Genomic DNA, 12,313 nt, shown 5'->3' with positions numbered 1-12,313 from the left:
GCGAGCATTGCCGAGGGGTTAGTTCTCGGCACTTTGAGTGGGTTTTTCGGTTGAGATCCCGCCCCTCGATGGGGCTGTCGGAGCTCCACTAGTCCTCCACACTGTGGGTAACCTCTCGGGGCCTCCAAGACCATGCCAACAATGGCTGATGAGGATTTCCGCACCACTCCCGATTGAGTTTCTGGGCCGTTCCTTTACGCTTGCCGAGCAACGGGCGGCAGGCATTCCGGATCATCGTGCGTGGAACAGCGATCTCCAGGTGGCCAGCCGGGGAATCCGCGTTCCTTGGGGTGAGGAGCAGGATCTTGCCCATACAGCGAGACTCCTTACCGGGATCAGTGAGGGAGCCATTTGCTGTCGTGAAACGGCTGCCATGCTCTGGGGCTGCCCCCTCCCTTGGGATTCACAGCAGGATTTCCTGCTTCATTTGACGAGGTCCGACGGTGCTTTCCGGCCCCAACGCAAGGGAGTCAAGGGGCATCGGATGGTGTTGGCGAAGTCCGATGTCAGAACCTGGCAAGGGATTCCCCTGACAAGCCCCGCCCGTACATGGCTGGACCTGGCTGCTGTGCTGCCCTTCGAGGACTTGGTCGCAGCCGCCGACCATTTCATCTGCAAGCAAACGAGGAGTTTTGGTCACAACCGGATACCTCTCTGTTCCCTTGACGATCTCAAGGCGCAGGTCTATCGGCACGCCGGCATGCGTGGCATCCGCAAAGCCCGCGCCGCGTTGGAATTGACGCGGGTGGGGGCTGATTCCGTGCCTGAGACGAGCTTGCGTTTGGCGATCGGCAGGGGCTTCTTACCGGAACCCGTGCTGAGCTACGTGGTATGCGATGGCTCAGGGCGCGAAGTGGCGTGGCCGGATCTCGCCTTTCCAAGCTTCAAAGTGGCAATCAATTACGACGGCGGCCATCACCTTAGCGCCGCGCAGAAGGAATCCGACATCCGAAGGGAAGCCGCGCTTGCAGCAAACGGCTGGATCTCCGTTGTGGTCACAGTGGAGCAGATTCGGGAGCTCGGCTATGACGGGGTCGCGCGTCGGATCCGGGAGTCTTTGATCCGGGGTGGGTGGTCGCCGAGGGGTTAGCTTTCGCCCGTTTGGGTGGGCTTTGGAGTTGGGATGTCGCCCCTCGGTGGAGGGCAGGGGTTGGGGTGGTTGCCGAGAGGTTAGCTTTCGGCTCTTTGGGTGGGCTTTTGGAGTTGGGATGTCGCCCCTCGGCGGCCTTTTGGGGTTGGGATGTCGTCCCTGGGAGGAGGCCAGGGGTTGAGGGCGGTCGCCGAGGGGTTAGCTTTCGCCCGTTTGGGTGGCTTTTTGGGGTTGAGATGTCGCCCCTCGGCGGAGGGGTGCGGAGGGGAGGAGAGGGCGTGGGGAGCTGGCGCCGGAGTTAGGCCGGGGCCCGTTCGGCGGTCCGGGGTGGGGCTCCGGGGGTTCGGCGGAGGGCCTTGACCACCGGTTCCACGAAGCGGGCTGCCAACGGACCCAGGATGGCCATGATGAGGACGTAGGCCGTGGCGAGTGCGGCGAGCTCGTCGGGGACTGCCCCCGAAGCGACGGCCAGGCCAGCGATGACTATGGAGAATTCACCGCGGGCGATCAAGGCTGCTCCAGCACGGAAGCGGCCGGGCATGGCGATACCGGCACGTTTCGCGGCCCAGAACCCGGTCAGCATCTTGGTTGCTGCAGTGATGACGGCCAGGACAAGGGCCCAGCCGAGGACCGGAGGTATGGAAGTGGGGTCGGTGTTGAGTCCGAAAGCTACGAAGAAGATCGCCGCGAAGAGGTCCCTCAGCGGTTCGAGGATGCGGGTTGCGTTGTGCGCGGTTGCACCGGAGATGGCAATGCCCAACATGAACGCTCCCACGGCTGCTGATACCTGGAGCGCGGAAGCGATGCCGGCAACCAAAAGAGCCAGTCCCAGGACATTCAGCAGGAACACCTCGGAGTTCTCGCTATGAACTGCCTGCGAGACCCGGTGTCCGTGCTTGAGCGCGATCACCAGCACCACGGTGACCACGGCAAGGGCAATGCCAACGGTCTGCAGCCCGCCAAGGAAACCGACGCCGGCAAGGATGGCGGTGAGGATGGGCAGGTAGATGGCCATGGCCAGGTCTTCGAAAACTAGGATGGAGAGGACCACGGGGGTTTCACGGTTGCCGATCCGGCCGAGGTCGGTGATGACCTTGGCCGCGATTCCCGACGAGGAAATGTAGGTGACGCCGCCCATGACGATGGCGCCCACCAGCCCCCATCCGAGGAGGACGGCCAGGCCAGCGCCGGGGAGGAAGTTGAAGACAAAATCCATGACCCCGGCTTGCCAGGATCGCCGCAGGCCAGTGACGAGCTCGGAAGCCGTATATTCCAGTCCGAGCATAAGCAGTAGGAGAATCACGCCGATTTCACCGGAAAGATGCGCGAACTCGTGCATACCGTCCAGTTTGACGAAGCCACCCGCTCCGAAGGCCAATCCACCCACAAGATAGAGGGGGATGGGGGACATTCCGATCCGGCCCGCCAGCCGTGCCAGGAGGCCGAGGCAGAAGACGACGGCCCCCAACTCAACGAGGGCTAGTGCGAGTGGGTCCATCCCGTTCAGCCGTTGCGGAGGATGTCGGCTGCCGAGTCAAGGCCTTCCTGGGTACCGACTGCTACGAGCAAATCACCGGAGTGAAGTACGACGTCGGGTGCAGGCGAAGGGACGACCTCGCCTTCGCGCATGATCGCCACGATGGAGACACCACTCCGGGTGCGGACCTGGGCCTTGCCCATGGGCTGGTTCACAAACGGGGAGTCAGGCGTGATGGAGAACTGGCGTGTGACGATGCCAGGGACCTCCCGGTGTGCCTCCGCCAAGCGCATGGCGATGTGCTGGCCGCCCAGGAGGTTCCCCAAGGTTGCGGCTTCATCGGCAGTCAACGGAATGGAGGCTTGGCAGGTGTCGGGGTCGTCCCAGGTGGAGACGAACAGCTCGGTTTCGCCTTCACGCAACTCCACTACACCGATACGACGACCAGAGGCAGTGACGAAGTCCTTGCGGATCCCCAGGCCCGGGAGTTCGGTCTCATCCACGTTCATAGTTCCACCCTAAACTGTCCTGAACCGGTCCGGTGCGACTCTCGCACTCCGCCGGTCCTTAGTAGTTAACGTTCGGGGACCACAGCTATTTCCACTTTGGCCGGCGGCTTGACCGGCAGTATCACCAAGAGGCCTGCCAGCAGCACCACCATGATTCCCAGAATGCCCCAACGTTGGGCTTCGCCCTCGGCAACCAAGGGCGAGGCGATGGCGATGCACAGGGTGAAGAGTGTTGGTGCAAGGAAGCTGACAGCCCTGCCGGTTGTGGCGTACAGGCCGAAAAGCTCGCCGGCTTCACCGTCCGGTGCAAGCCTTGCCAGGTAGGCCCGCGAGGATGACTGGGCCGGGCCTACGAAGAGGCAGAGCAGAAGGCCGAAGATCCAAAAAGTGTTGCTCGCCGGCCACTCATTGCCCAGGAAGACGTAGTCACCGTTGCCCAGCACCAGAATGAAGGTGCCGGCGATGAGGAGGCCCACCAGCGAAAGGACGATGACGCTTTTGGGTCCGATCCTGTCATCAAGGAATCCGCCAATGATCGCACCCACTGCTGCGACCACGTTGCCGAAGATGGCGAAAAAGATGACTTCCTTGAGTTCGAAACCGAACGTACCGGCTGCGATGACGCCACCGAAGGTGAAGACAGCGGCGAGCCCATCGCGGAAGATCGCGCTGGAGAGAAGGAAGTAGATGGTGTGGGGACTGGTCCGGTAAATGGCCCCGACACGGCGGATCAGCAACTTGTAGGAAGCCAGGAAGCCCAAGGAAGCAGCGGCCTTCTTCACTGGAAGTTCAGGGACCGCGAACATCACTGGCAGGGCAAAGATGAAGAACCAGAGCGCCGAGAAGACTGCTACAAGGCGGATGTTGAGGGAGTCTTCGGTGGAAGCGCCAAACCAGTCGAAGGACGGTTGGACGAACAACTGGAGAACCAGCAGCAGGGCAACGATTCCACCGAGGTAGCCCATGGCCCAGCCGAACCCGCTGACCTTGCCGATGTTCTTTGGAGTGGAGATCTGCGCCAGCATTGCGTTGTAGTTGACGCCGGCAAACTCAAAGAAAACGTTGCCCAGCGCGATGAGGCAGACGCCCAGCAGAAGGAACTCGGGCCGGGGAAAGACGAAGAAGCAGAGCGCAGTCAGCACAGCCGTGGCCGCGGTATTGACGCCGAGCCAGAGCTTGCGGCGGCCGCCGGCGTCCGAACGTTGCCCGGTGACCGGAGCCAGCAGGGCAATGGCCAGTCCGGCGATGGCCAGGGCCGCCCCGAGCGCCGCGGAGGCAGCGTCCTCACCGCCGAAGGCGTTGGACGTGAGGTACACGGTGAAGACGAACGTGGTCATCACCGCGTTGAAGGCCGCTGATCCCCAGTCCCAGGAAGCCCACGCAAGGATTTGGCCCTTCTTGGAGGCGACAGGTCCTGAGGCGAGCTCGGATGTCGGGTGGGAGGCTTCGGGAACTGCGGCCGCGTTCATAGCTCGATGCTATAGCGGAGGGGAGAACGGTGGGCGGATGACAGCCCACTATGTGGAGAACAGGGATTGAAACGTAACCTCAGGGCTGCTTCCCTGGCGAAAAACTGTCCGACCCCCTTGATAAACTAGATGAACTGAACCCAACGTATGACCGCCTGCTCCAACTTTGACAATTCGTTCCTGACTTTGCGGAGAAAACAGTGATCACAGTTCTCGCCATCACCTTTGCAGCGGCAACTGTGGCGCCCTTGATCTTCAGCAAACTCGGCAGAAACGCGTTTTATGTGTTGGCAGCGGTGCCGGCAGCAGCCTTCGTTTGGCTGGTCTTTCAGTACGGGCCCGTATATTCCGGTGGCGGCATAGAAGAACTCCTTCCGTGGATACCCAGCTTGAAGCTCGAGCTGGCCTTCCGCATGGACCCCCTGGCGTGGATCATGTCCCTGTTGATCCTCGGAGTCGGATCCCTGGTGCTGGTCTACTGCGCACGGTACTTCAAGAACGAGGACGCGGACCTCGGCGGCTTCGGCGCCCAATTGTTGGCCTTTGCCGGAGCCATGTTCGGTTTGGTCACCTCCGATGACCTGCTGATGCTGTTCATCTTCTGGGAACTCACCACCATCCTGTCCTACCTGCTGATCGGCTACGCCCGTACCCGTTTGGCAGCCCGCCGCTCGGCGCTGCAGGCGCTGATGGTCACCACTGCCGGCGGCCTGGCGATGCTTCTTGGCCTGATCATCATGGGTCAAGCGGCTGGAACGTACCGCATCTCAGCGATCCTGGACCAAGCGGCCACCCTCATGACCGGACCCATGCAGGGTGCGGTGACGGCCGCCGTCGTACTTGTCCTTGCCGGTGCTGTCACCAAATCGGCGCTGGTCCCGTTCCACTTCTGGCTGCCGGGCGCCATGGCCGCCCCCACCCCGGTCAGTGCGTATCTGCACGCCGCGGCGATGGTGAAGGCGGGCATTTACATTGTGGCGCGGCTGGCTCCGGGCTTTTCCGAGTCGGAATTCTGGCTGCCGGTGGTCCTGGGACTCGGGCTGGCCACCATGCTCGTTGGCGGTTACCGCGCCCTCCGACAGACTGACATCAAACTCATCCTTGCCTATGGAACCGTCAGCCAGCTTGGCTTCCTCACCATGGTGGTGGGGCTTGGACGCCCGGATGCGGCACTTGCCGGGCTGGGGCTGCTCCTTGCACACGGCCTGTTCAAAGCAGCGCTTTTCCTGGTGGTGGGCATCATCGACCACCAATCCGGGACGCGCGATATCCGTAAGCTATCCGGCGTCTTCCGCTCCTCGAGGGCTTTGGGAGTTGTGGCCGCAATCGCCGCAGCATCGATGGCCGGCGTTCCACCCTTGGCTGGCTTCGTTGCCAAGGAGTCCGTGTTTGAAGCATTCGTCCATTACGGCACAGGCGAGGATGCTCCCGCATGGGGTGTCTGGATCCTGGTTGGCCTGGTGATCGGATCAATCCTCACGTTCGCCTACAGCGCCCGGTTCATGTGGGGGGCGTTTGCCGTCAAGCCGGGGGTTGAACCTACGCCGTTCAAGCCCATTAAGCCTGCGTTCCTGGCGGCTCCGGCGATCTTGAGCCTGCTCACCATTGTCTACGGTGTGTGGCCCGCTGCCGTTGACACCTGGATCCAGCCTTATGCGGCGTTGTTCGCCGAGGCCCCGGACGCCGTCGACGCCGGACACTTGGCTTTGTGGCACGGCCTCACCCCTGCGCTGGGGTTGACTGCGGTGACTTTTGCAGCCGGTGCCGCGATGTTCTACGGACGCAACATCGTCTCCCGCGCCCAAAGCCTGGTTCCGGACTGGATTGACGGCGACCGCGCCTACCAGCACACCATCGGAGCCCTGGATGACATCGCGGTCTGGGTCACCGGCCGCACGCAGCGTGGTTCGCTGTATTTCTACTTGACGGTCATCCTCACCGTAGCTTTCGCGGTACCACTCGCGGCTTTGATCGCGGCCAACAAGCCACTGCCGGACGGCATCTACTTCATCGATCCAAACTCTCCGCTGCAGATGGTTGCCGGCGCCGGAATCGTGGTGGGCGCCCTGGCTGCTGTCCGCGCCAACAAGCGCTTCCTTGCGGTGCTGATGGTGTCCGTGACGGGCTACGGCATTGCCCTGATGTTTGCCTTGCAGGGCGCCCCGGACCTTGCACTGACACAGATGCTGGTGGAAACGATTGTCCTGGTGGCGTTCGTGCTCGCCATGCGGAGCCTGCCCGCTGAGCTTCGCGACAGGACCGGCGGACGGCTTCGGGTGATCCGCGTGATCATTGGCGCGGCCTTCGGCATCACCATGATTTTCGTGGCGATCTACGCCATGGGCGCCCGCGTGGCCACGCCGATTTCCCTGGACTTCCCCCGCCTGGCCTACGAGGGCGGTGGCGGCTTGAACGTTGTCAACGTGACCTTGGTGGACATCCGGGCCTGGGACACGTTCGGCGAGATTTCGGTGCTCGCCATCGCAGCCACGGGTGTCGCGAGCCTGATCTTCGTCCGCAGCCGCGGCGACCGCATCAAGACCTCGGAGGCGGTGCCGGAAGGCAGCGTGGGGCGCCGCACCGGCGTCGAGCGTGACTCGCGTGACGGTGTCACGCTGGCCTTGGCGAAGAAGTTCACGGACGTCAGCCGTGACGCATGGCTGGTCGCGGGACGCACCTTGGCGCCCGAACGCCGCTCCATCATCTTCGAGGTGGTGACCAGGCTGATTTTCCACTCGATGATCGTCTTCTCCATCTACCTCCTCCTCGCCGGCCACAACCTGCCCGGCGGCGGCTTTGCAGGCGGCCTCACGGCGGGCCTTGCCCTGACCATCAGGTATTTGGCGGGCGGCCGCTTCGAGTTGAGCGAGGCTGCGACAGTCAGTGCCGGCACCCTTTTGGGGACGGGACTTGCGACGGCGGCGGCCTCGGGTCTGGTACCGCTGTTCCTTGGCGGACAGGTGTTCCAGAGCGCGATCATAGAGTTCTGGCTGCCGGTCTTCGGCGACGTCAAGTTCGTCACCTCCACCATCTTCGACATCGGCGTTTACATCGTGGTCGTCGGCTTGGCGCTCGACGTCCTCCGCAGCCTTGGTGCCGAAATCGACGAACACTTTGAGGGCAAGGGGGCGCCCCTTGCTGAGGAAGACGCCGCCGATCTTGCTGAAGAAGCCGCAGAATCCGCCGCTTCCGGGAAAGGTACCGCATGAGCATCAACCTGACCCTGCTGATCGTCATGGGCGTGCTGTATGCCTGCGGCATCTACCTGATCCTGGAGCGGAGCCTGACGAGGGTGCTGTTGGGTTTGATGTTGCTGGCCAACGCCACCAATATCCTGATCCTGACCACCGGCGGCTACGCGGGATTGGCGCCCCTGTTCACCAAGGAAACAGCCCCCGAAGCCTACAGCGATCCCCTCCCGCAAGCGTTGATCCTGACCTCGATCGTCATTTCCTTCGCTGTAACGGCGTTCATGTTGGGCATCATCTACCGCACGTGGGTCCTGGCGCGGCAGGACGAAATCCAGGATGACCTTGAGGACCGCCGCGTGGCCGAGACGCCGAGCTTCGATGCCGAGGACGACGCGATTGTGCCTTTGGAAACCTCGGAATTCGCCGTCACACCCACCTCCTCCCACCACACTCACCCCGAAGCCACCGAGACTCCGAGCAAGGCACCCAACCAGGAAGGAGGCAGCGCGTGAACCTCGCAAACCTGTCGCCGCTAGCTGTCCTCCTGCCGATCCTGGGTGCCGCACTCGCGTTCCTGTTGATCCGGCACCACACTGCCCAGCGCGTGGTGAGCATCGGTATCCTCAGCGCCACATTGCTGCTCGAGTGCCTCCTGCTCGTCTCCGTATGGGACGGCGGTACAACCTCAGTCACGTTGGGAGGATGGCTGCCGCCATGGGGCGTGGTGCTGGTGGTGGACCAGTTCTCCTCGCTCATGCTGGTTGTATCCACCGTGGTGAGCCTTGCGGTGTTGATCTACGCCACCGGCCAAGGCATGGCCGACGGCGACCAGGAAGCCCCCGTCTCGATCTTCCACCCGACGTACCTGATCCTGGTGGCCGGAGTCTCCAACGCCTTCCTCACCGGCGATCTCTTCAACCTCTACGTGGGCTTCGAGATCCTCCTGACGGCGAGCTACGTGCTCATGACCCTCGGAGGCACCGGACCCCGCATCCGCGCGGGCGTCACCTACGTGGTGGTCTCAGTGGTCTCCTCCGTGCTGTTCCTCATCGCCATCGCCATGATTTACGGGGCCACCGGAACCATCACCATGGCGGACCTGGCCATCAAACTGGCCGAACTGGACCAGGGGACGCAAAACCTCCTGCACGTCATGCTCCTGGTTGCTTTCGGCATCAAGGCGGCTGTGTTCCCGCTGTCCTTCTGGCTCCCCGATTCCTACCCGACAGCGCCGGCGCCGGTTACCGCAGTGTTCGCCGGGTTGTTGACCAAGGTGGGCGTCTACGCAATGGTTCGCACGGAAACGTTGCTTTTCCCCGGGGACACACTGAATGTTCCACTCATGGTGGTGGCGTTACTGACCATGGTGGTGGGCATACTCGGCGCCCTGGCCCAAAGCGACATTAAACGTCTGTTGTCGTTCACTTTGGTCAGCCACATCGGTTACATGGTGTTTGGCCTGGCCATGAGTTCCGTAGCCGGGCTGGGTGCCGCGGTCTTCTATGTGGCGCACCACATTACGGTGCAGACCAGCCTGTTCCTGGTCACAGGCCTCATAGAACGCCGGGGCGGCAGTTCCTCCATAGACCGGCTGGGTGGCCTGGCCAAACTCTCCCCGTTGCTTGCGCTGCTGTTCTTCATCCCGGCCATGAACCTCGCAGGCATCCCGCCGTTCTCAGGCTTCCTGGGAAAACTGGGCCTCCTGCAGGCCGGGGTGGAGCTGGGAACACCACTGGCCATCACGCTGGTGGTTGGCGGCGTTGTCACCAGCCTCCTGACGTTGCTGGCAATCGCGCGTGTATGGAACAGGGCCTTCTGGCGCAAGCCCGAAGACGCCGAGTATCCGGACCCTGCGCTTCAGGCGCCGGGGAACGTGGGCGTCCTGCCGCGAACCATGGTGGGGTCGACGGCGGGACTGGTAGTTTTCGGTGTGGCGCTGACCGTCTTTGCTGGTCCGCTGTTCAAGGTTGCAGACGGCTCAGCTGGGATCATGCTGGACCGTTCGGCCTACATCCACTCGGTCCTGGGTGATTCGGTCGAGGTGCCCCCGCTTGCCCAGCCCGAGGAACCGCAGCCGGGTGGTGCCAAATGAGCCGTAAGCCTATTTCCTTCCGTACCGAACTGCCACTGCTCATCTGGTTGGTGATCGTCTGGGGTGCGCTGTGGCGGGATTTCAGCCCAGGCAACCTGCTGTTCGGGGCATTGATCGCGGTCTTGGTGGCCAAGCTGTTCTACCTTCCACCAGTGGAACTGAGCGGCAGGTTCAACATCCTGCGCGCCATTCCCTTTGCGCTGATGTTCCTCGCCAAAGTGGTGGCAGCGAGCTTCCTGGTGTTGTTCCTGGCCGTAGTCAAGGGACCCAAGGTGCGCAGCGCCGTCGTCGCTGTTCCCCTGCGAAGCCACTCGGACCTGATGGTGACCGCCACCGGGCACGTCATCTCGCTGATCCCGGGCTCGCTGGTGGTGGAAGTGGACCGGTCGACGTCCACCCTTTATTTGCACGCCCTGAACATTTACGAAGAAGCGGACATTGACAAGATCCGTCAGGAAGTCCAGACCATCGAGGCACGACTGATCCGGATCATGGGTACGCCCGAGGAAGTGCAAGCGCTCAACGCTGAAGTACGTCCGGGAACCGAAGGGGCAACACGATGAAGGAAATCATCCTCGTGGTGACGGCAGTGATCCTCAGCCTGGCTGCCGCAGGTGCGATTGTGCGCATCGCCATTGGTCCGTCCCTGTTGGACCGCGTGCTGGCATCGGACGTTTTGCTGGCCATTCTGGGTGCTGCGCTGGCGATCGACATGGCGTTGAACAGGCACCTCAACAACTTGATGCTGCTGGTAGCGCTCGCTGTGATCGGCTTCATCGGATCGGTGACCGTTGCGCGGTTCGTAGCGGAACGGAGGGAACAGAGCAATGAATCCTGACGCTACCGGCGTGGATGCCGTGATCGATGTTGTGACCGCTGTGTTCCTGGTGGTGGGAGCCTTGATGTCCTTAGGCGCCGCAATCGGCCTGCTCCGGTTCCCGGACCTCATGAGCCGCATGCACGCAGCCACCAAGCCCCAGGTCCTCGGATTGTTCCTCATGCTTGCCGCGATCGGCCTGCAAATGCGGACGTGGTGGGTGTGGCCAGTACTGCTGGTGGCTTGGATCTTCCAACTGCTGACCGCACCTGTGTCCGCCCATATGGTGGGCCGCTCCGCCTACCGAACCAAGCACGGCCACCGCGAGATGCTCACCAAAGACGAACTCGAGGCCGTTGTGCAGCGGGCTGCCGCGGGCCAAGAGCCCCGGAACGACCGCTAAAAGCTCCCAGCAAAACGCGGGGACGCCCTGTGCCCACTGGAGTTCATTCCATCAAGTGGAGGCAAAGCGACCCCGCGTCGTTGTCTGTGGTTGAGGGCTAGACGATGTCCTGCGACTTGGCGAAACGTGCAATGGCGCGCTGTGTGCCACGGCTGGCCAGCACCTGGATCAAGGTGCTGACGAAGGCCGAGATCAGCGCAAAGGTCAGCGCTGAACGCAAGGACGTTTCCATGTCGTCGTTGCCCAGGGGTGGTTTGTTGCCTGTGGCCTTTTCCCACCCTTTGTTGACGAGTTTGGTGCCGACGAAGCCTGCTCCGAGGCTCACTCCGGTACCCAGCAGCTTGAAGAAGAGGTTCATGGCTCCAGCCTAGTCGTCCGGGGCCGAGCCAAGTGTCAGCGGCGGCCTTCCCGCTCTTTCAGGAACGCTGCCAACGACCCCACTGGGGCCAACACCGGAACGACGGCGTGTTCTGCTGACCACACAGCGTCCACGGTTTCAAAGCCGGCGATTTCCTTGAGCAGGTAATAAGTAGGCGGCATCAACTTCAGTGTCCCGGCCGCTTCCGCGTCCAGGATTCCGGTGACAGGCATCCACAAAGATTGCCAGGCCTCGGTGGTTTGATGCTGGGGCGTGGCCCCTGGATGTGGTTTGGCGACGTAAAAGTAAGTGTCAAAGCGCTTGGGCATGTCCGTGGGAGTAATCCAGTTGGCCCAGGGGCGGAGGTCTTCGGGACTGATCGTGAGGCCGGACTCCTCCTGGACCTCCCGGATTGCGGCGGTCAGGACCGTGCCGGCATTGGTTTCGGCCTGCTCGAAATCGGTGCTGGAGCCGGCGTCGGTGCTGGCGCCGCGGCTGGGGCTTGGGCTGAGGCGTGATTCAGGGCCGGGGCCTGATCCGGTTCCGATGGAGCTGGAGCGCCAAGCGGCGGCGTGGCGTTGAAGCAGTTCCGCCGGGTAATCCCATCCTGACTCGTCTGCAACATCCACCCGACCTCCCGGGAAGACCACCATTCCGGCGGCGAAGTCCATGGTGCTGACCCTGTGCTGGACAAAGGCTTCGAGCCCGCCTGGGGCATCGCGAAGAAGGATGACACTGGCAGCAAGCCGGGGTTCCGACGGGGTGTCCTCGCCGGCAGGGTGATTCTGAGTGGGTAGGTCCGTCATGAAATGTGCCCCTTTGCCGCGGTGGATTCTGCTGCATCATTCTCTCAGGTCCCGTTGTGGGGCCCGTTGTGCGGGGTTTGGGGTGGGTGATGGGTGTGGAG

General features: G+C 62.6%; 12 protein-coding genes. 7 read left to right on the top strand and 5 right to left on the bottom strand.

Features of this window, described 5'->3' with window-relative positions; translation table 11 throughout:
- Positions 1-148 precede the first annotated feature (148 nt).
- The gene (locus BLQ01_RS14000) at positions 149-1,090 is read left to right on the top strand and encodes a PDDEXK family nuclease (RefSeq protein ID WP_091552385.1); all 942 of its coding nucleotides are present in this window, start codon (positions 149-151) and stop codon (positions 1,088-1,090) included.
- 298 nt (positions 1,091-1,388) lie between these two features.
- Here the strand turns inward: BLQ01_RS14000 and BLQ01_RS13995 are convergent, their stop codons facing one another.
- The 3 genes from BLQ01_RS13995 to BLQ01_RS13985 all read right to left on the bottom strand — a co-directional run bounded on the left by BLQ01_RS13995 (position 1,389) and on the right by BLQ01_RS13985 (position 4,545).
- The gene (locus BLQ01_RS13995) at positions 1,389-2,588 is read right to left on the bottom strand and encodes a cation:proton antiporter (protein WP_091552383.1); all 1,200 of its coding nucleotides are present in this window, start codon (positions 2,586-2,588) and stop codon (positions 1,389-1,391) included.
- Between the two features lie 5 nt (positions 2,589-2,593).
- Positions 2,594-3,076 carry a cation:proton antiporter regulatory subunit gene (locus BLQ01_RS13990; RefSeq protein ID WP_026543330.1) on the bottom strand — a complete coding sequence of 161 codons (483 nt, stop codon included), beginning with the start codon at positions 3,074-3,076 and terminating at the stop codon, positions 2,594-2,596.
- A gap of 65 nt (positions 3,077-3,141) precedes the next feature.
- On the bottom strand, positions 3,142-4,545 hold the full coding sequence (locus BLQ01_RS13985) for an MFS transporter (protein ID WP_091552382.1): 1,404 nt from the start codon (positions 4,543-4,545) through the stop codon (positions 3,142-3,144).
- Between the two features lie 200 nt (positions 4,546-4,745).
- On the opposite strand from BLQ01_RS13985, the gene BLQ01_RS13980 reads away from it, so the two are divergent.
- From BLQ01_RS13980 to mnhG, 6 genes are read left to right on the top strand one after another with little or no spacing between them, the layout of a single operon-like run.
- Positions 4,746-7,754, top strand: a complete 3,009-nt coding sequence (locus tag BLQ01_RS13980; protein ID WP_091552380.1) for a Na+/H+ antiporter subunit A — start codon at positions 4,746-4,748, stop codon at positions 7,752-7,754.
- Positions 7,751-8,248, top strand: a complete 498-nt coding sequence (locus BLQ01_RS13975) for a Na(+)/H(+) antiporter subunit C (protein WP_091552378.1) — start codon at positions 7,751-7,753, stop codon at positions 8,246-8,248. Before BLQ01_RS13980 ends, BLQ01_RS13975 begins: the two co-directional genes overlap by 4 nt.
- Positions 8,245-9,828: a Na+/H+ antiporter subunit D gene (locus BLQ01_RS13970; RefSeq protein WP_026547835.1), complete on the top strand. Its 1,584-nt coding sequence runs from the start codon at positions 8,245-8,247 to the stop codon at positions 9,826-9,828. The genes BLQ01_RS13975 and BLQ01_RS13970 overlap by 4 nt, the downstream gene beginning before the upstream one ends.
- The gene (locus BLQ01_RS13965) at positions 9,825-10,391 is read left to right on the top strand and encodes a Na+/H+ antiporter subunit E (protein ID WP_091552376.1); all 567 of its coding nucleotides are present in this window, start codon (positions 9,825-9,827) and stop codon (positions 10,389-10,391) included. The genes BLQ01_RS13970 and BLQ01_RS13965 overlap by 4 nt, the downstream gene beginning before the upstream one ends.
- A complete protein-coding gene (locus BLQ01_RS13960; RefSeq protein WP_026547836.1) occupies positions 10,388-10,666 on the top strand; it encodes an MrpF/PhaF family protein in 279 nt (92 codons plus the stop codon). Before BLQ01_RS13965 ends, BLQ01_RS13960 begins: the two co-directional genes overlap by 4 nt.
- Positions 10,656-11,048: a monovalent cation/H(+) antiporter subunit G gene (mnhG, locus tag BLQ01_RS13955; RefSeq protein ID WP_026543337.1), complete on the top strand. Its 393-nt coding sequence runs from the start codon at positions 10,656-10,658 to the stop codon at positions 11,046-11,048. The genes BLQ01_RS13960 and mnhG overlap by 11 nt, the downstream gene beginning before the upstream one ends.
- A 97-nt stretch (positions 11,049-11,145) precedes the next feature.
- Here the strand turns inward: mnhG and BLQ01_RS13950 are convergent, their stop codons facing one another.
- Both BLQ01_RS13950 and BLQ01_RS13945 read right to left on the bottom strand, forming a co-directional pair.
- Positions 11,146-11,406: a DUF4235 domain-containing protein gene (locus BLQ01_RS13950; RefSeq protein WP_026543338.1), complete on the bottom strand. Its 261-nt coding sequence runs from the start codon at positions 11,404-11,406 to the stop codon at positions 11,146-11,148.
- A gap of 35 nt (positions 11,407-11,441) precedes the next feature.
- Positions 11,442-12,212 carry an NUDIX hydrolase gene (locus BLQ01_RS13945; RefSeq protein ID WP_091552374.1) on the bottom strand — a complete coding sequence of 257 codons (771 nt, stop codon included), beginning with the start codon at positions 12,210-12,212 and terminating at the stop codon, positions 11,442-11,444.
- Positions 12,213-12,313 lie beyond the last annotated feature (101 nt).

The sequence above is a fragment of the Arthrobacter sp. UNCCL28 genome (assembly GCF_900102805.1).
Classification (GTDB): domain Bacteria; phylum Actinomycetota; class Actinomycetes; order Actinomycetales; family Micrococcaceae; genus Arthrobacter; species Arthrobacter nicotinovorans_A.
Note: the sequence above shows the minus strand (reverse complement) of the source record. Positions and strands in the feature narration are given on the sequence as shown.